We start from the raw sequence: 25,464 nt of genomic DNA on the forward strand, positions 1-25,464 counted from the left end.
CGGGCGGTCGGGGTCTCGCCGGCGCGGGGGGCCCCCCCCCCCCCCCCCCGCCCCCCCCCCCCCCCCGCCCCCCCCCCCCCCCGCTCCCACATTGCTCGATTCTGTTCACAAATCATCTGCCAGCTCGCAGCTTGTGGCTTGCACCAGCCCCGCCCGCTATACTTCCCGGCTTTTCCTGAATAAATGCCAATAGGGTCCCGCCGCGCATGGATAAGACCTACCAGCCGCACGCCATTGAAACTTCCTGGTACAACACCTGGGAGTCCGAGAATTATTTCGCCCCGCAAGGCGCGGGCGATTCCTACACCATCATGATCCCGCCGCCGAACGTCACCGGCAGCCTGCACATGGGCCACGGCTTCAACAATGCGATCATGGACGCCCTGATCCGTTTCCGCCGCATGCAGGGTCGCAACACCTTGTGGCAGCCGGGCACCGACCACGCCGGTATCGCCACGCAGATGCTGGTGGAGCGCCGCCTTGAAGCCCAGGGCCAGAATCGCCATGACCTGGGTCGCGAGAAGTTCCTCGAGAAAGTCTGGGAATGGAAAGACGAATCCGGTGGCAACATCAGCCGCCAGATCCGTCGCCTCGGTTCGTCCGTGGACTGGAGCCGCGAGCGCTTCACCATGGATGACGGCCTCTCGGAAGCGGTGAAGGAAGCCTTCGTGCGCCTGCACGAGGACGGGCTGATCTATCGCGGCAAGCGCCTGGTCAACTGGGACACCAAGTTGCACACGGCCATTTCCGACCTCGAAGTGGAGAACCACGACGAGAAAGGTTTCCTGTGGAACCTGAAGTACCCGCTGGCCGACGGCGCCAAGACCGCTGACGGCAAGGATTACCTGATCGTCGCCACCACGCGTCCGGAAACCATGCTGGGCGACTCCGCCGTGGCGGTGAACCCGAACGACGAGCGCTACCAGGCCCTGATCGGCAAGTTTGTCGAGCTGCCGTTGGTTGGCCGTCGGATCCCGATCATCGGCGACGATTATTGCGACCCCGAATTCGGCACCGGCTGCGTGAAAATCACCCCGGCCCACGATTTCAACGACTACGAAGTCGGCAAGCGCCACAACCTGCCGCTGCTGAATATCTTCGACAAGAACGCCCATGTGTTGCCGGCCGCCCAGGCCTTCAACCTCGACGGCACCCTGAACGAAAACGTCGACGGCCAGATCCCGGCCGAATACGCCGGCCTGGACCGCTTCGAGGCGCGCAAGCAGATCGTCGCGGCGTTCGAGGCCGCCGGCCTGCTGGTCAGCGTCGACGATCACGCCCTGAAAGTCCCGAAAGGCGACCGCTCCGGCACCATCATCGAGCCGTGGCTGACCGACCAGTGGTACGTGTCCACCAAGCCGTTGGCTGAGCCTGCGATTGCCGCCGTGGAAGATGGCCGCATCCAGTTCGTGCCCAAGCAATACGAGAACATGTACTTCTCGTGGATGCGCGACATCCAGGATTGGTGCATCAGCCGTCAGCTGTGGTGGGGCCACCGCATTCCGGCCTGGTACGACGAATCGGGCAAGGTCTATGTCGGCCGCGATGAAGGCGAAGTCCGCGCCAAGCACAACCTCGGTCCGGACATTGCCCTGGCGCAGGACAATGACGTCCTCGACACCTGGTTCAGCTCGGGCCTGTGGACCTTCTCGACACTGGGCTGGCCGCAGCAGACCGAATTCCTGAAGAAATTCCACTCCACCGACGTGCTGGTCACCGGCTTCGACATCATTTTCTTCTGGGTCGCCCGGATGATCATGATGACCATGCACTTGATGAAAAACGAAGACGGTACCCCGCAAGTACCGTTCAAGACCGTCTACGTCCACGGCCTGGTGCGCGACGGCCAGGGCCAGAAGATGTCCAAGTCCAAGGGCAACGTCCTGGACCCGCTGGACATCATCGACGGTATCGACCTGGAAACCCTGGTCCAGAAACGCACCTCCGGCCTGATGCAGCCAAAACTGGCGAAGAAGATCGAGAAAGCCACCCGCGAAGAATTCGCCGAAGGCATCGCCAGCTACGGCACCGACGCCCTGCGCTTCACCTTCTGTTCGTTGGCGTCCACCGGTCGCGACATCAAGTTCGACATGGGCCGCGTCGAAGGCTATCGCAACTTCTGCAACAAAATCTGGAACGCGGCGCGCTACGTGCTGGACAAGGGCGAAGACTGCGGTCAGAACGGCGAAGCCTATGAGCTGAGCCTGGCCGATCGCTGGATCATTTCCCAGTTGCAACGCACCGAAGCCGAAGTGACCCGCCAACTGGACCAGTTCCGTTTCGACCTGGCCGCACAAGCCCTGTATGAGTTCATCTGGAACCAGTATTGCGACTGGTACCTGGAACTGTCCAAGCCGGTGCTGTGGGACGAAAACGCACCGGTCGAACGCCAGCGCGGCACCCGCCGCACCCTGGTGCGCGTATTGGAAGTGGCCTTGCGCCTGGCGCATCCGTTCATGCCATTCATCACCGAGGAAATCTGGCAGCGCATCGCACCGCTGGCGGGCATCCAAGGCAAGACGATCATGCTGCAACCGTGGCCGGTGGCCAACGAGAGCCGCATCGATCCGGCGGCCGAGGACGACATCGAGTGGCTGAAGACCTTCATGCTCGGCCTGCGTAACATCCGCGCCGAAATGAACATCGGCCCGGGCAAGCCGCTGACCCTGTTCCTTAAGAACGCCAGCGCCGAAGACCTGCGCCGCCTCAATGAGAACGAAGCATTGCTCAAGAAACTGGCGAAGCTTGAATCGGTGACCGTGCTGGCGGCTGGCGAGGAAGCGCCTCTATCGGCCACCGCATTGGTCGGCGAAATGGAAGTGTTGGTGCCGATGGCCGGGCTGATCGACAAGGCCGCCGAACTGGCGCGCCTGGACAAGGAAATCCTGCGCCTCAAAGGCGAAGTGCAGCGGGTCGGCGGCAAGCTGTCCAACGCTGGCTTCGTCGACAAGGCGCCAGCCGAGGTCATCGAGAAGGAACGGGCCAAGCTGGCCGAGGCCGAACAGGCCCTGGGCAAGCTGGCTGAGCAGCACGGACGGATCTCCAGCCTGTAACGGTGGTTCGCAATGAAAAAGGAGGTCCAGCTGGACCTCCTTTTTTATGCCCGCCCCTTTCTACCAGACAATGAAAAACCCTTGTGGGAGCGAGCTTGCTCGCGATGACGGCAGTACATTCAACATGAGGGCAAGCTGACCCACCGCTATCGCGAGCAAGCTCGCTCCCACATAAGCTCGCTCCCACATTTGAATAGTGGGACAATGTCCGCCAATTTCTGAACCCTCCCCGAATCGACCCGCCCATGACTGTCCCTCGCGCTCCAAAACCTGCCCGTCAGAAGACCAAGCCCGCCACCGAGGCCAAACCCGTGGCGCCGCGTGAGAAGGCCAGCCTGCACCCGCGCAACCGCCATCAGGGTCGTTACGACTTCCCGGCGCTGATCAAGAGCACACCCGAACTGGCCAAGTTTGTGATCACCAACCCGTACGGCAAGGAAAGCATCGACTTCGCCAGCCCCGACGCGGTGCGGGTGTTCAACCGGGCGCTGCTCAAGGCGTTCTATGGCATCCAGCATTGGGACATCCCGGCGGATTACCTCTGCCCTCCGGTTCCAGGCCGCGCCGATTACGTGCACTTCCTCGCTGACCTGCTGGCGAGCATGAACGACGGCAAGGTGCCGCGTGGCGCAATCGTCAATGTGCTGGATATCGGTATGGGCGCCAATTGCGTTTATCCGCTGATCGGCAACAGCGAATACCGCTGGCACTTCCTCGGCTCGGAGATCGACCCGACAGCCGTGGCGGCCGCCCGGGCCATCGTTCAGTCCAACGATCTGAACAAGGTCATCCAGCTGCGCCAGCAGCAAAACCGCAAGCACATCCTCATCGGCTTGCTGGAACCGGGCGAGCGTTTCGACCTGACCATGTGCAACCCGCCGTTCCACGCCTCGATGGAAGAAGCGACCAAGGGCAGCGAGCGCAAGTGGCGGGCCCTGGGCAAGGCTGATCCGAAGCGCAAGCTGCCGGTGCTGAACTTCGGCGGGCAATCGGCGGAGTTATGGTGTGAAGGCGGTGAAGCGCGCTTTGTGACGCAGTTGATCGCCGAAAGTGCGAACTTCCAACACAAGGTTTTGTGGTTCAGTACGTTAGTGTCGAAAGCCTCGAACCTGCCGGCGATCGAAACCGCGTTGAAGAAGGCTGGCGCACTGGAGAGCCAGGTGGTGGAGATGTCGCAGGGGCAGAAGCAGAGTCGCTTTGTGGCGTGGACTTTCCAGACCAAGTCCGAGCAGCAGATCTGGCGGCGTGAGCGCTGGGTTCGCTAATACGACGCTGATCCAAGGTGGGAGCGAGCGCCTACCATGATGACGGTGTCCGCCGCCGACACAAAAAACACAGACACAAAAAAACCGTGCCCGGATCGCTCCGAGGCACGGTTTTTTTTACAGCGGTCTTACTTGTTGACCGCGTCGGTCAGGCCTTTGGCCACAACCAGCTTGATCACTTTCTTGGCAGCGATTTCGATGGCAGCGCCAGTCGAAGGGTTACGGCCGGTACGGGCAGGACGCTCGGTGACTTTCAGCTTGCCAACGCCTGGCAGAGTGATTTCGCCGCCATTTTCCAGCTGATCGGCAACGACTTGGCCCAGTTGGTCCAGCAGAGCACGCACGGTAGCTTTTGGTGCGTCTACAGATTCAGCCAAATCAGCGATCAGTTGGTCTTTAGTAAGAGCCATGTAGTGTTCCTTCCCTATCAAATTCATATGGATTGCAGAGTGCAGTGTCAGCCATCGAGCCCGATCTCTGTGGATCAGGCACCCTCGGCAATCACCACGACGGATCGGGGTAATAGATGCCGAAAACCGGGTTTGGTTCGACCTGACAGATGCTGAATGCACGCTTAACGCAGTGACATCGCGTAAGACCGGGCAAAACTAGCACAATGCCTCTGAAATATCCGCCTCTAGCTACCCATTTGGTCAGCTTTCTTGCGCTAAAACGTTAAAAAATTGCATATAGGCTGTCGGACGGCTCTGAAAGGGCCTTTGCCGGGTTCCAAAACCAGTGATTGCGGTACACTGGGCCCTTTTTCGGGGAGCGTGCCCTCCTCTCTTTCATCAGCCGAGAAATCCATGCCGATCCGTCATTGCATCGTCCACCTGATCGACAAAAAACCCGACGGCACCCCTGCTGTGCTCCATGCCCGCGACTCCGAACTGGCAGAGTCCACGGCCATCGAGAACATGCTCGCCGACCTCAACGAAAGCTATAACGCCAAGCAAGGCAAGGCCTGGGGCTTTTTCCACGCCGAGTCCGGGGCGCATCCGTTCAGCGGCTGGTTGAAGGAATACCTGGAGGGCGGCAAGGATTTCACCGCGTTCAGTCGCGTGGCGGTGGAACACCTGCAAAAACTGATGGAAGAGTCCAACCTGTCGGTGGGTGGCCACGTGTTGTTCGCGCATTACCAGCAGGGCATGACGGATTACCTGGCCATCGCCCTGCTACACCACAGCGAAGGCGTGGCGGTGACCGATGAGCTGGACGTGACCCCGTCCCGTCACTTGGACCTGGGCCAGTTGCACCTGGCGGCGCGGATCAATGTGTCGGAATGGCAGAACAACAAGCAATCCAAACAGTACATCTCGTTCATCAAGGGCAAGAACGGCAAGAAGGTTTCGGAGTACTTCCGTGACTTCATCGGCTGCCAGGAAGGCGTCGACGGCCCCGGCGAGACCCGCACCCTGCTCAAGGCCTTCAGCGACTTCGTCGAAAGCGAAGACCTGCCGGAAGACGATGCCCGGGAAAAGACCAAGACCCTGGTGGACTACGCCAGCAGCCAGGCCAAGCTCGGCGAGCCGATGGGCCTGGAAGAGCTCTCTGAGCTGATCGACGAAGAGCGCCCGAAAGCCTTCTACGATCACATCCGCAACAAGGACTACGGCCTATCGCCGGAAATTCCCGCCGACAAACGCACCCTCAACCAGTTCCGCCGCTTCACTGGCCGCGCCGAAGGCTTGTCCATCAGCTTCGAAGCGCACCTGCTGGGTTCCAAGATCGAATATGACGAAGAGGCTGGGACGTTGATCATCAAGGGGTTGCCGACTTCGTTGACCGATCAGCTCAAGCGCCGCAACTGATGCAGGCAGGGTGCTGAAGAAGTGCCCGCGATATAGGCTTGAGAGCCTCATCGCGAGCAAGCTCGCCCCTACACAGTGAGTAGCGGCAAACGCAGATCCTGTGAACAACACATCCCCTGTGGGAGCGAGCTTGCTCGCGATAGCGGACTGACATTCAGCATCAATATTGACTGCTCTGGCGCCATCGCGAGCAAGCTCGCTCCCACAAGATCATTCGTTGTTCATCGGGCCTCGACCCGAAACCCAAACCGCGGAAAGTGCACATGCACCACCCCGCCACGCTCATCTTCCCGGCGCAAGATCAATTCCTCGCTACCGGCAAACAGCAACTCCCCAGCCACCGGATCGACACCATAGTCCGTCGCGGCGATGCTCACCTGCTGCCCTGCCGTGAACCCGTTAGGCTCTTCGAACGACTCATCTGGCAGCGCAGCCGGTGTTGCGTTTCGGGCAACTTCCAAGGCTTCTTCGGAACTCATCTGGCTCGACGCGCCATGGCCGAAACCCAGCACCCGCGCGAGCCACGCCGATACCGCCGGGTATTCGTCCACCAACGGCGAAGTGACGGGCGTGCCCTTGAGGAACCACAGCGGATGAGCCATGGCGAAGTCGGCAATCGACGGATCGCCCAGCAGGAAATCGCCCTCTTCGCGCTGCAACTGTTGTTCGAGGCGCGCCATGATCGTCGGCCACTGGTGCTTGGCCTGGTCGGCGGGCAAGCGCGTGGTCGTGCCACCGCTGAACAACCCGGAGCGGTCGCTGATGAATGCCTTGATGGCTTCAGGCGATAGCTTGGCGAACCGCACCGCCACCGATTCAGGCTGGAACACCAGGCTCACGGCATGCTGGAACACCACCGAATCGGCCCATGCCGCGAAGGACGCCGCGATCATCTCGCGGCCCTCAGGGAACAGCGCCGGCGAGGCTTTCTCCTGCTCCAGTCGACGAGCAATCAGCGACGTATCGCAATAGATATCCGCGCCGACCTGCAACACCGGCGTCTTGCGATAGCCACCCGTCAGCGCCGTCAGGTCAGGCTTGGGCATCATTGGCGGGATGCTCACCGAACGCCAGGACAAGCCCTTGAAACCCAGCAACAGCCGGGCTTTTTCCGCGAAAGGAGACGTCGGGTAATGATGAAGAATCAACTCTGACATGAGATTCGCCACTGCAGGAATGAAGTCTTTCAGCTTAGCGCGCCTGACCGGGCCAGCCTACCGGCCTGATAAAGACCTATCAGCCAGGCTGATGAAGGGGCAGCGCACTGGCCACCAGACATTCCTTGGCACTTTTCCTGAGCTTTTTGATCAGCCGCTCCTGGCGCAAGGCCTCGCCCTTGTCGCGGCAGGCCTCGGTGTACACCAGGGCCACTGCCGGGCTGGACAGGAAGAAACGCGCGCCCTTGCCACTTTGATGCTTGGCGAAGCGCCGCACCGGGTCATCACTGATGCCGCAGTACAGCGAGCCGTTGGCGGCCCGCACCAGGTAGACGAACCAGGGTTTGTCCGGTTCGGCGGCGCCTTGTGCAGGCAGATCGGAGGATAAGTCGACGGTCGTCACAAAATGTTCAACAGGTGAGTCAGGACAAACCGCGATCTTATCAGCGACTGGCCTGGAACGCCCGCAGCCCCTTGAGCGCCTGGGCCCTGACGGCGTTGCGCACCAGCGGCGTCCAGCCCAGCAACAGGCCCTTGGTGCCCAGCGCCTGGCGAGACCAGCGCCACAGATCGAAGCTGTCGTGGTGCTCGCAGATCTTGTCATCGCGAAACACGAAGCGTGCCTGGATGTCGTTGATCACGATGTTGCCGGTCTGGCTGAACAGGTACGTCGCCACCCAGTGCGCACCGCCGGTACGTTCGTCGCTGCGCACGTTATCGAAGGTCAGGGAGAAGTCCTTGGCGCGGGTCGTCAACATGCGCCACATGTCACCGGCATCACGCCCACGCAGTTCGCCGAATGCTGGATCGCTGAACACCACATCATCGGTGTAGCAGGCGCTCATGGCGTCGGCGTCCAGGCGCTGGAAGGCCTGGTAAAAACGGGTGATCAAGGCGTTGTGGGCATCACTCATGGACAGGCTCCGGAAAACGGTTCAGTAGGCCTGCACGATAATCTGCCGCCGTGGGGAAGACCATCGTCATTCGCCATGAAAATGATATCAACGAAGGTCAGTGACCCTTTCGCTGCTGACGCCGACGTACAATGCCCGGCCTGCGCCGATGCCCGCAATGATCGCCCCCAGGCCAATCAGGCCGAAGATCCAGCCCAGGGCATTCCAGCCGCCGGTCAAGTCGTGGACCACGCCCACCGCGAAGGGCCCCAGCGACGCCAGCGTATAACCAAAGCCCTGGGCCATGCCGGACAGGTTGGCGGCCACGTGGGCGTCCCGCGAACGCAACACGATCAACGTGAGCGCCAGGCTGAACGTCGCGCCCTGCCCCAAGCCCAGCAGGATCGCCCAGCCCCACAAGCCATCGATGGGTGCGTAAAGGCAACCGAACAACCCGCCCAGGGTCATCACCATGACGACCACGATGGCCAGGCGCTGGTCCTTGCCGCGCGTGGCCAGCCAAGGCGCCGCCAGCGAACTGATCAGTTGCACGATGACCGAACCGGACAGCACGAGCCCGGCCTGGGTCGGGGTCAGGCCACGCCCAATCAGGATCGAGGGCAGCCAACCAAAGACGATGTAGGCCAGGGACGACTGCAGCCCCATGTACAAGGTCACTTGCCAGGCCAGGGGATCGCGCAGCAAGCCGCGAACCCGGTACGCCACCTGATGGGCACCGTGTTTCTCGCCCACTTGCGGCAACCAGAACACCGCAGCCAGCAGCGCCGGGACCACCCAGAACCCCAGGCCCAAGGCCCAGTCGTGGCCAAGGTGCTCGCTCAACGGCACCGTCGCACCGGCCGCCATCGCCGCGCCCAGGCACAGCGCCATGGTGTAGACGCCGGTCATGGTGCCGGCCTGCTTGGCGAAGTCGCGCTTGACGATGCCGGGCAGCAGCACCCCGATGACGCCGATGCTGGCGCCCGCCAGGATGCTGCCAGCGAACAAGCCGAACTGGCCGAACGAACTGCGCAAGACGATGCCGCAGGCTAAGGCCAGCAAAATGCCCAGCACGACGCGCTCAGCGCCAAAGCGTCGCGCCAGCACAGGCGCCAGCGGTGCGAACAACCCCAGGCAAAGCACGGGCAGGGTCGTCAGCAAACCTGCTTGCGCAGCCGACAGGCCAAGGCTCTTGGAAACCTCGCTGAGCAACGGCGCCATGCTCGACAGCGCCGGACGCAAGTTCAGCGCCACCAGAATCAACCCAAGCAGCAACAGCCAGGGACGTCGTACCAACGGGTGGCTCTGCTGGGCCTGCTCATCGTCGGCTTCGGCGTCGATCAACAGTTCTTCGAGTTCGGCGGCGCGTTTTTGCGGCGTCAAAGGGGTGCGGTCAAGCGGATCGCGGGACATGGAAAGCTCTGGTTCAGGGTTCATTGATCAACTGCCGGCACAGGGCCTTGGCCCGCTCCGGCTCCTGGCGTTCGACGGCTTCGAGAATCTCGATATGCAAATCGAACACATGCTGATGACGGGGAATGATGTTGAGGCTCTGGCGCAATTGCGCGCCGATCACGTTGGAGAAGTAGCGATACAACTCGCTGAGGGCCGGGTTATGCGCGGCGTCCACCAGCAGGCGATGGAACACCAGGTCGCACTTGATGTAGTGCTCCAGGTCACCGTGGTAATGCTCGCCGCTGGTTTTCAGCGCCTGGCGCAAGGCAAGCAAATCCTCATCGGTACGCCGCAGCGCCGCCAGGCCAATGGCCTCTACTTCCAGGATGTGCCGGGTTTCCCGGGCCTGTTCCAGCGAACAGCGCGACAACACCTTGAGGGTATCCAGCGGATCGACCGCCGCCCGCACGTAGCTGCCGTCGCCCTGGCGGATCTCGATCAAACCGGAAAACGCCAGCACGCGCATGGCTTCGCGCACCGTGTTGCGGCTGATACCCAGCTCCGCCACCAACTCCGGCTCGGTGGGCAAGCGCTGGCCGACAGCCCAAACGCCCTCGCTGATTCGTCGACGCAATTGTTCCAGGGCCTGATCGACCAGGGAGCGTTTCATTAATGGAGAAATATCTGACATAGAGTCCGCCCTTTCATCCAATCATGGGATGAATTTTCTGACATGTTAGTCAGCTTCGTGTAGGACGGCAACTGCCTAGGGTCAATGGGACGGAAAAGGAGCGAAATTTTCGATTAGTCAAAATTACCCTTTAAGGGTAATTTTAAGGACGAGGAACACCGTTCCATGGAGAAGAACACACCCCATTACGCCTTGGTGGCGATACAGGCGGATGTCAGGCGGCTTAAAGGGAAAGCTTTCACCAGCACTGCGAAGAACACTGCTCGGACGCTCGGTTTAAACGTCTCGGATATGCAGCAGGTCATCCATGGGCTTGAACGAAAACAGTTCTATAAATCGATGACCACCTATGACGATCATCGAGTCTGGCATGACGTCTACCACGCCAATTCACACGGTCTGCAGATTTACCTGAAAGTGACGTACCGCCCCAGCGGAGGCCCACCGGTAATTTCCTTCAAGGAGAACAACTCATGAAACACCAGCAATGCTTCAGCTGCGGTGCCCCGGAGGGCATGTTGCATTTCGAAGGTCGCGGCGAAACCATCAGCGTCAAGGGACTGGAACGCCGGGTCGATGACTTGTCTGGCTGGGAATGTCAGATGTGCGGCGAAGTCGAGCTCGACTCAAGCTGCTCGGATCGCTATGACCACGCCGGTGATGAGCTGGTCAATGCGGCCAGGCGAATGATTGGCGAAGAGATCAAACGTGTCCGGCGCAAACTGAATCTCTCTCAAAAAGAAGCGGTAGCGCTGTTGTCAGGTGGCGGGCACAACGCGTTTTCCCGCTATGAGCGCGGTGAGGTATTGCCACCAAAAGCGTTGATGCTGCTGATGCGCCTGCTTGATCGCTACCCGCATTTGCTCGTAGATGCACGAACCCTGGCTGAAGGTGCAGACTTGAGAGGATTCAAGACTACGGCGCATAAAGAGCACGAAACCCTCACGACTCATTGAGCCTGCAAAAAAATAAACCCGGACAAATCCGGGTTTATTTTCATTACCTAAGGCTAGATCAATGCAGGATCTGGCTCAGGAACAGCTTGGTGCGGTCGTTCTGCGGGTTGTCGAAGAAGTCGTTCGGCGCAGCCTGTTCGACGATTTCACCCTTGTCCATGAAGATCACGCGGTTGGCCACGGTGCGGGCGAAGCCCATCTCGTGGGTCACACAGAGCATGGTCATGCCGTCTTCGGCCAGGCCGATCATGGTGTCCAGCACCTCTTTCACCATCTCTGGGTCGAGTGCCGAGGTCGGTTCGTCGAACAGCATGATTTTCGGCTTCATGCACAGGGCACGGGCAATGGCCACACGCTGTTGCTGACCGCCCGAGAGCTGGCCCGGATACTTGTGCGCCTGCTCTGGAATGCGTACGCGCTCCAGGTAATGCATGGCGATTTCCTCGGCCTTGCGCTTGGGCATTTTGCGCACCCACATCGGCGCCAGGGTGCAGTTCTGCAGGATGGTCAGGTGCGGGAACAGGTTGAAATGCTGGAACACCATGCCGACTTCACGGCGGATCGCTTCGATCTGCTTGAGGTCGTTGGTCAGTTCCACGCCATCGACCACGATGCGACCCTGCTGGTGCTCTTCCAGGCGGTTGAGGCAGCGGATAGTCGTGGACTTGCCGGAACCCGACGGGCCGCACAGCACGATACGCTCGCCCTGCTTGACGTTCAGGTTGATGTCTTTCAACACGTGGAACTGGCCGTACCACTTGTTCACGCCCTGCATCTGAATAATGCCTTCAGGGCTCACAGGCTGTTTGATCGCTTCACTCATGAGTCAACTCCTAACGCTTGTGGCCAGTGTCCAGCTTGCGTTCCAAATGCATGGAATAGCGGGACATACCAAAACAGAAAATCCAGAACACCAGGGCGGCAAACACATAGCCTTCAGTGGCCATGCCCAGCCATTTCGGGTCGGCGGCAGCTTGTTTCACGCTGTTGAGCAGGTCGAACAGGCCGATGATGATCACCAGGCTCGTGTCCTTGAACAGTGCAATGAAGGTGTTGACGATCCCCGGGATCACCATCTTCAGTGCCTGTGGAAGGATCACCAGGCCCATGCTGCGCCAGTAACCCAGGCCCATCGCCGCGGCCGCTTCGTATTGCCCCTTCGGAATGGCTTGCAGGCCGCCGCGCACCACTTCGGCCACATAGGCCGACTGGAACAGGATCACCCCGATCAATGCCCGCAGCAGCTTGTCGAAGTTCATGCCTTCGGGCAGGAACAGCGGCAGCATCACCGACGACATGAACAGCACCGTGATCAACGGCACACCGCGCCAGAACTCGATGAAGGTCACGCAGACCACGCGGATCGCCGGCATGTTCGAGCGCCGGCCCAGGGCCAGGACGATGCCCAGCGGCAGAGCACCGACGATACCGACGGTGGCGATCACCAACGTCAGCATCAGGCCGCCCCACTGGCTGGTCGCCACGGTATCCAGACCGAAAACGCCACCGTGCAGCAGGCACCAGGCAATGATCGGATACAGCACCAGGAAGCTGAGGCCGTAGATCGCCTTGCGCGGGAAGCGCGAGATGAACAGCGGCGCCACACCCAGCACTGCCGCCCACACGGTCAGGTCTACGCGCCAGCGCAGGCCCGTCGGGTAATAGCCGTACATGAACTGGCCGAAACGCTGTTGGATGAACACCCAGCAGGCGCCCTCCTTGGTGCAATCGGCCTGGGTGGTGCCGACCCAGTTGGCATCGAGGATAGCCCAACCGAGGATCGGTGGAACTATCAGGTAGATCAGGTAGAACGCGAACAACGTCAGCAGCGTGTTGAGCCAGCTGGAGAACATGTTCGCGCGCATCCATGCCACCGGCCCGAACACTTTGCTCGGTGGCGGCATATCAGGTTTGAAAGTATGGGATGTCATGCGCTTTTCCTCACCGCTCGATCAGCGCAATGCGCTTGTTGTACCAGTTCATCAGCAAGGAAATGCTGATACTGATCGCCAGGTACACACTCATGGTGATCGCGATCACCTCGATGGCCTGACCGGTCTGGTTCAACACCGTGCCAGCAAACAGCGAAACCATTTCCGGGTAACCGATACCGGCAGCCAGGGAAGAGTTTTTCGCCAGGTTCAGGTATTGGCTGGTCAGCGGCGGGATGATCACGCGCAGGGCTTGCGGGATGATCACCTTGCGCAGGGTCGGACCGTTGCGCAGGCCCAGCGAGTGGGCCGCCTCGGTCTGGCCATGGCTCACGGACTTGATGCCCGAGCGCACGATCTCGGCGATGAACGCCGCGGTGTACACGGTCAAGGCCAGGGTCAAGGCCAGCAGCTCAGGGATCAATACCCAGCCACCGACGAAGTTGAAGCCCTTGAGTTCCGGCATTTCCCAATGCACGGGCGCACCGAAGATCACGGCGCACAGTGCCGGGATCACCAGGAACAGCGCCAGGCCCACCCAGAATTTATGGAACGGTTCGCCGGTCGCTTCGAAACGCTTGTTGGCCCAGCGGGTCATCAGCACGATGGCGACGATCGCCAGCACGACACTGGCCACGAACGGCCAGAACCCTTCCGCCATCAGCGCCGCCGGCATGTTGAGGCCGCGGCTGCTGACGAAGAAGGTGTCACCGAAATTGTGGGCAGCCCGTGGTCCCGGCATCGTCAGGAATACGGCGAAGTACCAGAACAGGATTTGCAACAGCGGTGGAATGTTACGGAAAACCTCCACATAGACGGTCGCCAGCTTGGAGATGATCCAGTTCTTCGACAAGCGTGCGACGCCGATGATGAACCCCAGGATGGTCGCCAGAATCACGCCAATGAAGGTCACCAGGAGGGTGTTGAGCAAACCGATGACAAAGACGCGGGCATAGCTGTCCGCTTCGGTGTAGTCGATCAGGTGTTGGGCGATGCCGAACCCGGCACTGCGCTCCAGAAAGCCGAAACCGGACGTGATGCCCCGGTGTTCCAGGTTGGTCTGCGTGTTATCGAACAGAAACCAGCCCAGCGAAATGACCGCCACGATGGTGACGATCTGAAATACCCACGCACGCACTCGTGGATCGCTGAGGCTGAGCCTCTGCTTAGGTGCGCCGATTGAATTTTGCATGAAGTGCCCCGCAAAGAATGGAACAGAACATCACCCGGTGGTTGGCCCACCGGGTGATAGAACCATCAGCGCACTGGTGGTGCGTATTGGATGCCGCCTGCGTTCCACAGAGCGTTCAGACCGCGATCGATCTGCAGCGGGGTGTCCTTGCCGAGGTTGCGCTCGAACATTTCACCGTAGTTGCCGACTTGCTTGACGATCTGCACGACCCAGTCCTTCGGCAGCTTCAGGTCTTTACCGTATTCACCGTCAGCGCCCAGCATACGAGCGACGTCCGGGTTCTTGGTGGACTTGGCTTCAGCTTCGACGTTCTTCGAAGTCACGCCTGCTTCTTCGGCATTGAGCATGGCGAAGCCAGTCCAACGCACGATGGCCAGCCACTCGTCGTCGCCGTTACGCACGACCGGGCCCAGTGGCTCCTTGGAGATGGTTTCCGGCAGGACCACGTAGTCCTTCGGCGAAGCCAGCTTGCTGCGCTGGGCGAACAGTTGGGACTTGTCGGAGGTCAGCACGTCGCAACGACCGGATTCCAGCGACTTGGCGCTTTCATCGGAGGTGTCGAAAGTGATCGGGGTGTACTTCAGGCCGTTGGCGCGGAAGTAGTCGGACACGTTCAGCTCGGTGGTGGTACCGGCCTGGATGCAGATGGTCGCACCGTCCAGTTCCTTGGCGCTCTTGACGCCCAGTTTGCTGTTGGCCAGGAAACCGATGCCGTCATAGTAGGTAATGAAGCCAGGAAACTTCAGGCCCATGCCCGCATCACGGGAGCTGGTCATGGTGGAGTTGCGCGACAGCATGTCGATTTCCCCGGATTGCAGCGCGGTGAAGCGCTCCTTGGCGTTCAACTGGCTGAACTTGACCTTGGTCGCGTCGCCAAACACCGCAGCGGCCACGGCACGGCAGAAGTCAGCGTCGATACCAACGATCTTGCCGGTGGAATCAGGTACCGAGAAACCCGGCAAGCCGTCACTTACACCACATTGCACAAAACCTTTCTTCTGCACGGCATCCAGGGTTGCACCCGCCTGAGCGAACCCGCTGACGCCGAGGACTGCTGCTGCAGTCACGACTGCCAGGGTGGATTTCAGTAACTTCATTCAAACCTCCAGTTTTGCTCTTGTTGTGTCGGAGCTCGAGCCCTGTCGCACCCTTTTGGGGCATTGCCGACCCTTGTTGGCTTTTTTTAGGGTCAACCGACGTCTGGACTTTCGCTATGGGTCTACTAATGAGGATGTCCGTAAACAGTGGTCATGCCCATCTCTCACCAATCGGCCGAACGGGCTGTAGCCCTTCACGTTCGCGAAGCCCGTAGCGGCTATTGGCGAACATTCATCACCGGATTTCTGATATCCCATGCGGCGCGTCTAACTGATAGTGTTACCGCGCAGCGTAAGAATCATCACTCAGCTACCCCATAGCAAAGCCCGTACCAGACCGCTGCGCTTAGGCCATGCAAAACACGTCAAGACAAAAACTTTCAACTTTGCGACATCTAATTAACTGAGACACCGGAAGCGCACTGTAATCACGCACTGATTGAGCGCACCCGCACAGATTTGGAGCACAACCATGACCGACCCCTTGATTCTCGAGCCCAGCGGCACTGTTGACGCGTGCGTTATCTGGCTCCACGGCCTGGGCGCCGATCGTTTTGATTTCCTGCCGGTCGCCGAAATGTTGCAGCAAAGCCTGCTCACCACACGTTTCGTTCTACCCCAGGCCCCGACCCAAGCAGTAACGATCAACGGCGGCTATGCCATGCCCAGTTGGTACGACATCCGTGCCTTGAGCCCGGCGCGGGCCATCGACGAACAGCAACTCGAAGCCTCGGCGCAACGGGTCATTGACCTGATCGAAACCCAGCGAGCCAGCGGAATAGACGCCTCGCGGATTTTCCTCGCCGGCTTTTCCCAAGGTGGCGCGGTGGTCTATCACACCGCCTTCGTGAAATGGCAGGGCCCGCTGGGCGGCGTGGTCGCGCTGTCTACTTATGCACCGACCTTCAGCGAAGAACTGCAATTATCGGCCAGCCAGCAGCGCATTCCGGTCCTGGCGCTGCATGGTCAGTACGACGAAGTGGTACTCAACCCCATGGGACGGACCGCTAAAGAGTATTTAAAGCAGCATGGTGTCACCGTGACATGGCAGGAATACCCAATGGGCCACGAAGTGTTACCCGAGGAGATTCGCGACATCGGCACCTGGCTGGCCGAGCGGTTGCGCTAAGCGGCCAATCGCCACGCCGGTCCTTTGACGATCCCACTACGCCGCGCCCGTTTCTTGCATTACACTGGCCGGCGTACATTCCTTAACCAATCGATGAGATGACCGTGCTCAAAGCACTCAAGAAGATGTTCGGTAAAAGCGAGGCCGAGCAACTCGCGCCTGGCCCCACAGCGCCGACCCACGGCCCGAGCCATACCGATGCGCAACAACCGCGCCGGGCGGCACCTGTTGCACAGGCAACAAAAGAACCCGTCGTCCAGCCTGTCACGGCCCCCGAGCCCGAGAAACCTCGCAACGAAGCCCCCAGGCCGCGCCGCGAACGCGCACCGAAACCACCGGTCGTCGCCTGGAAACTCGAGGACTTCGCCGTAGAACCCCAGGAAGGCAAGACCCGCTTCCACGACTTCAAGCTCGCCCCTGAATTGATGCATGCCATCCAGGACCTGGGTTTCCCCTATTGCACGCCGATCCAGGCGCAAGTGCTCGGTTACACCCTCGCCGGCAAAGACGCGATCGGTCGCGCCCAGACCGGCACCGGCAAGACCGCCGCGTTCCTGATCTCCATCATCACCCAATTGCTCCAGACCCCGCCGCCCAAGGAACGCTACATGGGCGAACCGCGGGCACTGATCATCGCGCCGACCCGTGAGCTGGTGGTGCAGATCGCCAAGGACGCCGCCGACCTGACCAAGTACACCGGCCTGAACGTGATGACGTTCGTGGGCGGCATGGATTTCGACAAGCAACTCAAGCACCTCGAAGCCCGCCACTGCGACATCCTGGTGGCCACCCCGGGCCGCCTGCTGGACTTCAACCAGCGCGGCGACGTGCACCTGGACATGGTCGAAGTGATGGTGCTGGACGAAGCCGACCGCATGCTCGACATGGGTTTCATCCCACAAGTGCGCCAGATCATTCGCCAGACCCCACCGAAAAGCGAACGCCAGACCCTGCTGTTCTCCGCCACCTTCACCGAAGACGTGATGAACCTGGCCAAGCAGTGGACGACCGACCCGGCCATCGTCGAGATCGAAGCCGAGAACGTCGCCAGCGAAAACGTCGAGCAACATATCTACGCCGTCGCCGGTGCCGACAAATACAAGCTGCTCTACAACCTGGTCAACGACAACGGTTGGGAACGGGTGATGGTGTTCGCCAACCGCAAGGACGAAGTGCGGCGTATCGAAGAACGCCTGGTGCGTGATGGCGTCAACGCCGCCCAACTCTCCGGCGACGTGCCCCAGCACAAGCGTATCAAGACCCTCGAAGGCTTCCGCGAAGGCAAGATCCGCGTACTGGTTGCCACCGACGTGGCCGGTCGTGGTATCCACATCGACGGTATCAGTCATGTGATCAATTTCACCCTGCCGGAAGTACCGGACGATTACGTGCACCGTATCGGCCGCACCGGTCGTGCCGGGGCCGCTGGGGTTTCGATCAGCTTCGCCGGTGAAGATGATTCTTACCAATTGCCGTCGATCGAGGCGTTGCTGGGGCGCAAGATCAGTTGTGAGATGCCACCGACGCATTTGTTGCGGCCGGTTGAGCGCAAGCGTCCTTAACCGTCCTACAGAACAAAAAGCGCAGCCACGACAGGCTGCGCTTTTTTTTGCCCGGGATATTGCTCGAATAAACTAAAAGTCCATAATGGACAAATTAGTTTCCAAGCCCATCCCGGAGTCCCTATGTCCAGCACGCCTTATGTCATGACCCAAGCGACAGCCCGAGAACTGCTCGGACAGGTCGATGTGCCACACATCTTGCGCAAGCTGTTTCGTGATCTCGCGGCCGGGCAAGCGGTGCAGCCCCCCCAGCAATTGGTGGTGTTTCCCCAGGGTGCCGGGGACTTCATCAATTACCTGGGCGTGCTGGCTGAAGAGCAGGTCTACGGGATCAAGACCTCGCCCTACATCGTGCGCGAGCAAGGCCCGTTGGTTACCGCCTGGACCTTGCTGATGTCGATGCAGACCGGCCAACCGCTGCTGCTGTGCGACGCCGCCGAACTGACCACCGCCCGCACCGCCGCGACCACTGCCGTCGCCGTCGATGCCCTCGCCCCGCATACCGCCCGGCGCTTGGTGGTCATTGGCAGCGGCGCGGTGGCGCGGGCGCATGTGCACTACGTCAAGGACCTGCGGGACTGGCAAGGCATCAGCCTGTTTTCGCCCGGCCTGAAAACCAAGTCGGCGCAGGAACTTGCCTCGCTCACCGGCCTGGACCCGCGCCTGCAAATCGCCGACACCCTCGAAGCGGCGCTGCACGATGCCGATGTGGTGATGCTCTGCACCTCCTCCGCCAACGCCGTGTTCGACCCACGGACCTTGGGCAGACCAGCGCTGATTACCTCCATCAGCACCAATGCCCCACGCGCCCACGAAGTACCGCCCCACTGCCTCAATGACATGGATGTGTACTGCGACTACCGTCAGACCACCCCGGGCTCGGCCGGCGAAATGCTGATCGCAGGCGAACAGCACGGCTGGCAAGCGTCGAGCATCATCGGCGACTTGCCTGAATTGCTCAGCGAACACGTGGCGCGTCCCGACTACCACCGCCACGTATTCTTCCGCTCCATCGGCCTGGGGCTGGAGGATGTTGCGCTGGCGAATGCGCTGTACCGGCTTCACAACTGACACGCCCATTTTCCCTTGTGGGAGCGAGCTTGCTCGCGATGGCGGCCTGACAGTCGACATCCAGATTGAATGTACTGGCCTCATCGCGAGCAAGTTCGCTCCCACAGGATTTTCTCCAGACTCCCGGCACCGCGTTCGACAGGAGCGTTTCATGATACAAGCAGACTTCATCATCATCGGCGGCGGCATTGCCGGTGCTTCCACCGGTTACTGGCTGGCACCCCACGGCCGGGTCGTTGTACTCGAACGCGAATCGCACCCGGCCTACCATTCCACCGGACGCTCCGCGGCGCTGTATACCGCGGCCTACGGCACCCCTCAGGTGCGGGCGCTGACCCAGGCCAGCCGGGATTTTTTCGACGTGCCACCGGCCGGTTTCTGTGAGCACCCGTTGCTGAGCCCACGGGGCGAAATGACCGTGGACTTCACTGGCGACCCCGCCGAGCTGAACAACCAATACCTGAGCGCCAAGGCCACGGTGCCGCAGATGCAACTGCTCAGCGCCGACGAAGCTTGCGTGAGGCTGCCGATCCTGCGGCGGGAAAAGGTCCACGGGGCGATCTATGACCCCACGGCCTGCGACATCGATACGGATGCCCTGCACCAAGGCTACCTGCGTGGCATCCGTCGCAGCGGCGGCAGTGTGCACACCGACAGCGAAGTGTTGGGCCTGGGCCGCGATGACCAAGGGCTTTGGCAGGTGAAAACCGCCAGCCAGACCTTCACCGCCCCCATCGTGATCAATGCCGCCGGCGCCTGGGCCGATCAACTGGCCGAAATGGCCGGCGCCCGCAAACTGGGCCTGCAGCCCAAGCGCCGTGCGGCGTTCATCTTCGCCGGCCCCGAGGGCGTGGACATCCACGACTGGCCGATGCTGGTGAGCCTCGACGAATCCTTCTATATGAAGCCCGACGCCGGCATGTTCCTCGGCTCGCCGGCCAACGCCGACCCGGTGGAACCCCACGACGTGCAGCCGGAAGAGCTGGACATCGCCATGGGCATCTACCAGATCGAAGAGGCCACCACCCTGACCATTCGCCGTCCAACCCGCACCTGGGCCGGGTTGCGCAGTTTCGTCCACGACGGTGATCTGCTGTCCGGTTTCGATCCGCAGGTGCCCGGGCTGTTCTGGGTCGCGGCACAGGGCGGCTACGGCATCCAGACCTCCCCGGCCATGGGCCAGGCCAGTGCGGCGCTGGTGCGTGGCGAACCGCTGCCCGAAGCCCTGGCGCGTTTCGGCCTGAGCAGCGCCATGTTCTCTCCCGAGCGCTTGGGATGAACCCACTCAGGTGACGCATCGCCACGATTGCGGCACACTCCCCCCGCGCCCCTGTTCCACGGGGCGCTGACGCTGCCTGGAGCCCTGTCATGACCGCTTCGCCCTCCGATACGGCGCTGGAAAACTTCCGCACCATCGCCGACGCCATCGCCACGCTGTTCTACCCCCACGCCGAAGTGGTGCTGCACGACCTGCGCACCCAGAAAGTCGACTACATCGCCAATAACCTGTCCAAGCGCGAAATCGGCGATGACTCGTCCCTGGAAGACATGCTCAGCGAGGACGTCAGCGAACGTAACATCGGGCCGTACGAAAAACTGAACTGGGACGGACAGAAGATTCGCAGCCTCAGCAGCGTCCTGCGCGATGCCCAGGGTCGTCCGTTGGCGGTGTTGTGCATCAACCTGAATATTTCGCTGTTCGAGAATGCCAAGGCCGCGTTGGATCTGTTCCTGTCGCCGGGCAAGCTGATCCCCCAGCCAGATTCATTGTTTCGCGATGACTGGCAGGAGCGGATCAACACTTTCCTGCACGCCTGGATGCGCGAGCGTCAACTGAGCCTGAACCTGTTGACCCGCGACCACAAACGCGAGCTGGTATTGGCGCTGCATGCCGAAGGCGCGTTCAAAGGCAAGAGCGCGTCCAACTATGTGGCCAATGTGCTGAACATGGGGCGGGCGACGGTGTACAAGCATTTGAAGGAGTTGAAGGGCTAAGGTTTGTGTTGCCTGGCCTGACGCCATCGCGAGCAAGCTCGCTCCCACATTGGATCTCTGTACCCAGGTCCCTGTGGGAGCGAACTTGCTCGCGATGACGGTCAATCAGTCACCATAGATATCCGACTTGAAATACTTGGCCTGGATCTTCTGATACTCCCCATTCGCCCGAATCCCATCAATGGCCTTGTTCAAGTCCGCCACCAACTGGGTATTGCCTTTGCGCACCGCAATACCAGCGCCCTCACCCACGTATTTCGGGTCCTTGAGCTCCGGCCCGACGAACGCGTAGCCCTTGCCACGAGGCATCGACAGGAAGTCTTCCAGGGGGATGGTGTCGGCGAAAATCGCGTCCAGGCGACCGGACGCCAGGTCCATGTAGATTTCTTCGTTGTTGCTGTAGCGCTTGACGACCACGCCCTTGGGTTCGAGTACTTCAGTGGCGTAGCGATCCGTGGTGGTCGCCCGTTGCACGCCCACGGTCTTGCCCTTTAGGCTGGCGTACTGGTCATCGACCACCGCCCCTTCCTTCATGACCAGGCGAGATGAGGTGAAGTAGTACTTGTGGGTGAAATCCACCGACTTCTTGCGTTCTTCGGTGATGGTCATGGACGACAGCGCCAGGTCGATTTTTTTCACCTTGAGCGACGGGATCAGCCCGTCGAACTCACCCTCGATCCACTCGCATTTGACCTGCATCTGGGTGCACAAGGCGTTGCCAATGTCGTAGTCGAACCCCTCGATTTTCCCTTCCGAAGTCTTGGAAGCAAACGGCGGATAAGCTGCCTCGATGCCGATGCGCAGGGTTTTCTCAGCGGCGAACAGGCCGCTGGAGGCCATCAGGCTCAAGGCCAGGCCGGTGATAAGGGGGAGTTTGCTCATGATGTTCTCTCGCGGTTGTTGTTGGTTTGGCAGAGAAAGGTGGGCGCGACTGTTTTGTACTTATAAATCCATAGTGGACTTTAATGTACATATCGTCAATTGGGGGAAACAGGGAATGTGATGGGAGGCTGATGGCCCCTTCGCGTGCAAGCTCGCTCCCACAGGGATCTGTGTAGGACACAAACATCATGTACAACGAAGATCCACTGTGGGAGCGAGCTTGCTCGCGATGACGGACTAACAATCAATGAGAGCCTGTAGGGGAGTTACTGCTTCCAGCGATCCGCCGCCGCATGATCACTGTCCCGCCCTTCCACCCAGCGCGGCCCGTCGACGGTGTTTTCCTTCTTCCAGAACGGCGCGCGGGTCTTGAGGTAGTCCATGACAAAGGCGCAGGCGTCGAACGCCGCCTGGCGATGGGCACTGGCGGCCCCGACGAAGACAATCGGCTCGCCCGGCTCCAGCGCCCCGATACGGTGCAACACCTCCAGCTTGAGCAACGGCCAGCGCTGTTCGGCCTCGGCGGCGATCTTGCCCAGGGCTTTTTCGGTCATGCCCGGGTAATGCTCCAGGAACATCCCCGACACATCGAGGCCGTCATTGAAGTCGCGCACGTAGCCGACAAAGCTCACCACCGCCCCCACGCCGACATTGGCCGCATGCATCGCGTTGACTTCGACACCCGGGTCGAACGGTTCGACCTGCACACGAATCGCCATGGCTCAGCCTCCGGTCACGGTGGGGAAGAACGCGACTTCGTCACCGTCCGCCAGCGGCTCGTCGAGCTGGCACAGCTCTTCATTGCGCGCGCACATCAGGTTTTGCTCTCTCAGCACCTCGGCACCGTCACGCTGGGCAAGCAATGCGCGCACGTCGTCGACCGTGGCGAAATCGCCTTCCACCTTTACCGAGTCCACGCCTAGCGCTTCGCGGTAGCGAGCAAAGAACTTCACGGTGATGTTCATGATGCATCTGCCTGGAAATGGCCGCTCTTGCCGCCGAGCTTTTCCAGCACCCGCACGCCTTCGATGGTCATGCCCCGGTCGACGGCCTTGCACATGTCATAGATCGTCAGCGCAGCGACGCTGGCGGCGGTGAGCGCTTCCATTTCCACGCCGGTCTGTCCCGACAGTTTGCAGCGGGCGACGATGCGCACCCGGTCCTCGCCTTCGGCATTGAGCTCGACCTTGACGCTGGTGAGCATCAACGGGTGGCAGAGCGGAATCAGGTCACTGGTTTTCTTGGCGGCCTGGATGCCGGCAATGCGCGCAACGGCGAATACATCGCCCTTGGGATGACCGCCGCTGACGATCATCTGCAGCGTGTCGGGCAGCATGCGCACAAAAGCTTCGGCCGTGGCCTCACGGAAGGTCACGGCCTTGTCGGTCACATCAACCATATTGGCGCGACCTTGGGAATCGAGATGAGTCAGCACAGGGTTACTCCTGATCAGGAACATCGATTGTAAACCCGTGGGTCAGATTCCGGCAGGGCTGATTGTCGCACCTGCTTTTATCCTGAATTCGGAAGTCACTGCAAAACCCTTGTGGGAGCGAGCTTGCTCGCGATGACAGGGGGTCAGGTACCTATTTTTATCTGATCCACCGCTATCGCGAGCAAGCTCGCTCCCACAGGAGGTTTCGTATCGCCATAAAAAAACCGGGCGACCTGGTGGTCGCCCGGCTTGGCTGGGGTTACAGATGGGATTCGGCGTATTCGGCCAGGATCGAGCGCGGTACGCCCTGCAGGGTGATGTGGACCCCGTTGGGGAAATCCTTGAAGCGTTCGGTCAGGTAGGTCAGCCCGGAGCTGGTCGCGGACAGGTAAGGGGTGTCGATCTGCGCCAGGTTACCCAGGCACACCACTTTGGAACCGGCACCGGCACGGGTGATGATGGTTTTCATCTGGTGCGGCGTCAGGTTCTGGCATTCGTCGATCAGGATCAGGCTCTGCTGGAAGCTGCGCCCGCGAATGTAGTTGAGGGATTTGAACTGCAACGGCACTTTGCTGAGGATGTAGTCGACGCTGCCATGGGTGCTTTCGTCATCCATGTGCAAGGCTTCGAGGTTATCGGTGATCGCCCCCAGCCACGGCTCCATTTTCTCCGCTTCGGTACCGGGCAGGAAACCGATCTCCTGGTCCAGGCCCTGCACGCTGCGGGTGGCGATGATGCGCCGGTAGCGTTTGCTGACCATGGTCTGCTCGATAGCGGCGGCCAGGGCCAGGATGGTCTTGCCGGAACCGGCGGCGCCGGACAGGTTGACCAGGTGGATATCCGGATCGAGCAAGGCGAACAGCGCCAGGCTCTGGTAGATGTCACGAGGCTTGAGGCCCCACGCCTCTTGATGCAACAGCGGTTCCTGGTGCAAATCGAGGATCAGCAATTTGTCGACCTGGATTTCCTTGATCCAGCCGACGAAGCCTTGTTCATCGATAATGAATTCGTTGATGTGCACCGCCGGCAGGTTGTCGATCAGTTGCACCTGGTGCCAGGTGCGGCCATGGTCCTGGCGGGTCTCGACCTTGCTCACACGGTCCCAGAAGGAACCGGTCATGGTGTGGTAGCCATTGGGCAAGAGCGAAACGTCGTCGACCAGTTGGTCGGTGCTGTAGTCCTCCGCCGCGATCCCGCAGGCGCGGGCCTTGAGGCGCATGTTGATGTCTTTGGTCACCAACACCACGGCCTGGTCCTTGTTGCGCGCGTGCAGGTCGATCAACTGGTTGATGATGATGTTGTCGTTCAGGTGTTCAGGCAGCACCAGGTTGGGTTCGGTGCGCTTGCTCATCAGGATCGAGAGCAGGCCCTTGGGGCCACTTTTGCCGCGCTGGATCGGCACGCCGAGTTCCACATCTTCCGGGGAGGCATCGCCCAGGGTCTTGTCGATCAGGCGGATCGCCTGCCGGCATTCGGCCGCAACGCTGTGGTGCCCGCTCTTGAGCTTGTCCAGCTCTTCAAGCACGGTCATCGGGAGGGCAACGTGGTGTTCTTCGAAGTTCAGGAGCGCGTTTGGATCGTGGATCAATACGTTGGTATCGAGTACATAGAGGATTGGCTGGTTGGAGGAAGGGCTACGTCCGTGGTCATCCATACTCGGTCACCTATGTGGGGGCCATTCGACGCAATACCGTGACAGTGCTGCGCCTCGAGGTAGCCACCGAATTCACCCGCGAGGATTCAGGTGAACTGCACACAATTGGGTCTTGGAAGACGCCACCTGTGTTGCAGGTTTCGGCGGTCTGACTTCTTGATACTCCAAAAACCATGACAGGAAAAAGCACTTTGACGTTTTTTTGAAGTTTATTTTTCAGAGTGACGAATAACCCTTGGCGTACCGCCGTCGCGCCGTTAAAGTCGGAAGTCCGGTTGTCACGAATGTGTCCCGG

At 60.5% G+C, this 25,464-nt stretch carries 25 protein-coding genes; 10 read left to right on the forward strand and 15 right to left on the reverse strand.

Features of this window, described 5'->3' with window-relative positions; genetic code table 11:
* Positions 1–206 precede the first annotated feature (206 nt).
* Both ACIPQ1_RS15255 and rlmF read left to right on the forward strand, forming a co-directional pair.
* On the forward strand, positions 207–3,053 hold the full coding sequence (locus ACIPQ1_RS15255) for a valine--tRNA ligase (RefSeq protein WP_411385544.1): 2,847 nt from the start codon (positions 207–209) through the stop codon (positions 3,051–3,053).
* Between the two features lie 245 nt (positions 3,054–3,298).
* Complete coding sequence (gene rlmF, locus ACIPQ1_RS15260; RefSeq protein ID WP_446534395.1) at positions 3,299–4,318, forward strand: 23S rRNA (adenine(1618)-N(6))-methyltransferase RlmF; 1,020 nt, start codon at positions 3,299–3,301, stop codon at positions 4,316–4,318.
* A gap of 128 nt (positions 4,319–4,446) precedes the next feature.
* Here rlmF and ACIPQ1_RS15265 read toward each other — a convergent pair whose 3' ends face one another.
* A complete protein-coding gene (locus ACIPQ1_RS15265) occupies positions 4,447–4,728 on the reverse strand; it encodes an HU family DNA-binding protein (protein WP_058544106.1) in 282 nt (93 codons plus the stop codon).
* Between the two features lie 396 nt (positions 4,729–5,124).
* Here ACIPQ1_RS15265 and yejK point away from each other — a divergent pair, with 396 nt between their 5' ends.
* A complete protein-coding gene (yejK, locus tag ACIPQ1_RS15270) occupies positions 5,125–6,129 on the forward strand; it encodes a nucleoid-associated protein YejK (RefSeq protein WP_411385546.1) in 1,005 nt (334 codons plus the stop codon).
* Positions 6,130–6,350: 221 nt separating this feature from the next.
* Here the strand turns inward: yejK and ACIPQ1_RS15275 are convergent, their stop codons facing one another.
* The 5 genes from ACIPQ1_RS15275 to ACIPQ1_RS15295 all read right to left on the reverse strand — a co-directional run bounded on the left by ACIPQ1_RS15275 (position 6,351) and on the right by ACIPQ1_RS15295 (position 10,265).
* On the reverse strand, positions 6,351–7,286 hold the full coding sequence (locus tag ACIPQ1_RS15275) for a glutathione S-transferase family protein (protein WP_411385547.1): 936 nt from the start codon (positions 7,284–7,286) through the stop codon (positions 6,351–6,353).
* 79 nt (positions 7,287–7,365) lie between these two features.
* A complete protein-coding gene (locus ACIPQ1_RS15280; protein ID WP_186705165.1) occupies positions 7,366–7,689 on the reverse strand; it encodes a GIY-YIG nuclease family protein in 324 nt (107 codons plus the stop codon).
* 40 nt (positions 7,690–7,729) lie between these two features.
* The gene (locus ACIPQ1_RS15285) at positions 7,730–8,200 is read right to left on the reverse strand and encodes a nuclear transport factor 2 family protein (RefSeq protein WP_411385548.1); all 471 of its coding nucleotides are present in this window, start codon (positions 8,198–8,200) and stop codon (positions 7,730–7,732) included.
* 87 nt (positions 8,201–8,287) lie between these two features.
* On the reverse strand, positions 8,288–9,616 hold the full coding sequence (locus ACIPQ1_RS15290; protein WP_446534396.1) for a CynX/NimT family MFS transporter: 1,329 nt from the start codon (positions 9,614–9,616) through the stop codon (positions 8,288–8,290).
* A complete protein-coding gene (locus tag ACIPQ1_RS15295; protein WP_446534397.1) occupies positions 9,606–10,265 on the reverse strand; it encodes a FadR/GntR family transcriptional regulator in 660 nt (219 codons plus the stop codon). Before ACIPQ1_RS15295 ends, ACIPQ1_RS15290 begins: the two co-directional genes overlap by 11 nt.
* 165 nt (positions 10,266–10,430) lie before the next feature.
* Between ACIPQ1_RS15295 and ACIPQ1_RS15300 the strand changes: the two genes are divergently transcribed.
* Together ACIPQ1_RS15300 and ACIPQ1_RS15305 are read left to right on the forward strand one after the other, a co-directional pair.
* Complete coding sequence (locus tag ACIPQ1_RS15300) at positions 10,431–10,742, forward strand: type II toxin-antitoxin system MqsR family toxin (RefSeq protein WP_250965961.1); 312 nt, start codon at positions 10,431–10,433, stop codon at positions 10,740–10,742.
* Positions 10,739–11,221: a type II toxin-antitoxin system MqsA family antitoxin gene (locus ACIPQ1_RS15305; RefSeq protein WP_186705161.1), complete on the forward strand. Its 483-nt coding sequence runs from the start codon at positions 10,739–10,741 to the stop codon at positions 11,219–11,221. Before ACIPQ1_RS15300 ends, ACIPQ1_RS15305 begins: the two co-directional genes overlap by 4 nt.
* Positions 11,222–11,279: 58 nt before the next feature.
* Here the strand turns inward: ACIPQ1_RS15305 and ACIPQ1_RS15310 are convergent, their stop codons facing one another.
* The 4 genes from ACIPQ1_RS15310 to ACIPQ1_RS15325 all read right to left on the reverse strand — a co-directional run bounded on the left by ACIPQ1_RS15310 (position 11,280) and on the right by ACIPQ1_RS15325 (position 15,441).
* A complete protein-coding gene (locus tag ACIPQ1_RS15310; RefSeq protein WP_003178331.1) occupies positions 11,280–12,044 on the reverse strand; it encodes an amino acid ABC transporter ATP-binding protein in 765 nt (254 codons plus the stop codon).
* Between the two features lie 10 nt (positions 12,045–12,054).
* Positions 12,055–13,152, reverse strand: a complete 1,098-nt coding sequence (locus ACIPQ1_RS15315) for an amino acid ABC transporter permease (RefSeq protein WP_186705160.1) — start codon at positions 13,150–13,152, stop codon at positions 12,055–12,057.
* Between the two features lie 10 nt (positions 13,153–13,162).
* A complete protein-coding gene (locus tag ACIPQ1_RS15320; protein ID WP_053187026.1) occupies positions 13,163–14,344 on the reverse strand; it encodes an amino acid ABC transporter permease in 1,182 nt (393 codons plus the stop codon).
* 65 nt (positions 14,345–14,409) lie between these two features.
* Positions 14,410–15,441: an amino acid ABC transporter substrate-binding protein gene (locus ACIPQ1_RS15325; RefSeq protein ID WP_053124867.1), complete on the reverse strand. Its 1,032-nt coding sequence runs from the start codon at positions 15,439–15,441 to the stop codon at positions 14,410–14,412.
* A gap of 472 nt (positions 15,442–15,913) precedes the next feature.
* Between ACIPQ1_RS15325 and ACIPQ1_RS15330 the strand changes: the two genes are divergently transcribed.
* The 5 genes from ACIPQ1_RS15330 to ACIPQ1_RS15350 all read left to right on the forward strand — a co-directional run bounded on the left by ACIPQ1_RS15330 (position 15,914) and on the right by ACIPQ1_RS15350 (position 21,198).
* The gene (locus tag ACIPQ1_RS15330; protein ID WP_250962849.1) at positions 15,914–16,570 is read left to right on the forward strand and encodes an alpha/beta hydrolase; all 657 of its coding nucleotides are present in this window, start codon (positions 15,914–15,916) and stop codon (positions 16,568–16,570) included.
* Between the two features lie 98 nt (positions 16,571–16,668).
* Positions 16,669–18,132 (forward strand): ATP-dependent RNA helicase RhlB, encoded by a 1,464-nt coding sequence (gene rhlB / locus ACIPQ1_RS15335; protein WP_186705156.1) that lies wholly within the window; start codon positions 16,669–16,671, stop codon positions 18,130–18,132.
* Between the two features lie 123 nt (positions 18,133–18,255).
* On the forward strand, positions 18,256–19,203 hold the full coding sequence (locus ACIPQ1_RS15340; protein WP_411385550.1) for an ornithine cyclodeaminase family protein: 948 nt from the start codon (positions 18,256–18,258) through the stop codon (positions 19,201–19,203).
* A 151-nt stretch (positions 19,204–19,354) separates the two neighbouring features.
* Complete coding sequence (locus tag ACIPQ1_RS15345) at positions 19,355–20,482, forward strand: NAD(P)/FAD-dependent oxidoreductase (RefSeq protein WP_446534398.1); 1,128 nt, start codon at positions 19,355–19,357, stop codon at positions 20,480–20,482.
* An 89-nt stretch (positions 20,483–20,571) separates the two neighbouring features.
* Positions 20,572–21,198: a helix-turn-helix transcriptional regulator gene (locus tag ACIPQ1_RS15350; RefSeq protein WP_186705153.1), complete on the forward strand. Its 627-nt coding sequence runs from the start codon at positions 20,572–20,574 to the stop codon at positions 21,196–21,198.
* Between the two features lie 105 nt (positions 21,199–21,303).
* Here the strand turns inward: ACIPQ1_RS15350 and ACIPQ1_RS15355 are convergent, their stop codons facing one another.
* The 5 genes from ACIPQ1_RS15355 to ACIPQ1_RS15375 form a co-directional block, all read right to left on the reverse strand.
* Entirely contained in the window at positions 21,304–22,080 is a 777-nt protein-coding gene (locus ACIPQ1_RS15355) for an ABC transporter substrate-binding protein (RefSeq protein WP_250962853.1), read from the reverse strand.
* Between the two features lie 266 nt (positions 22,081–22,346).
* Positions 22,347–22,799, reverse strand: a complete 453-nt coding sequence (gene moaE / locus ACIPQ1_RS15360; protein WP_411385552.1) for a molybdopterin synthase catalytic subunit MoaE — start codon at positions 22,797–22,799, stop codon at positions 22,347–22,349.
* Positions 22,800–22,802: 3 nt separating this feature from the next.
* Positions 22,803–23,045: a molybdopterin converting factor subunit 1 gene (moaD, locus tag ACIPQ1_RS15365; protein WP_250962855.1), complete on the reverse strand. Its 243-nt coding sequence runs from the start codon at positions 23,043–23,045 to the stop codon at positions 22,803–22,805.
* Positions 23,042–23,515, reverse strand: a complete 474-nt coding sequence (moaC, locus tag ACIPQ1_RS15370) for a cyclic pyranopterin monophosphate synthase MoaC (RefSeq protein WP_030139643.1) — start codon at positions 23,513–23,515, stop codon at positions 23,042–23,044. Before moaC ends, moaD begins: the two co-directional genes overlap by 4 nt.
* Before the next feature lie 259 nt (positions 23,516–23,774).
* A complete protein-coding gene (locus tag ACIPQ1_RS15375; protein ID WP_030139644.1) occupies positions 23,775–25,169 on the reverse strand; it encodes a PhoH family protein in 1,395 nt (464 codons plus the stop codon).
* Positions 25,170–25,464 lie beyond the last annotated feature (295 nt).

The organism is Pseudomonas sp. LARHCG127 (assembly GCF_052871455.1).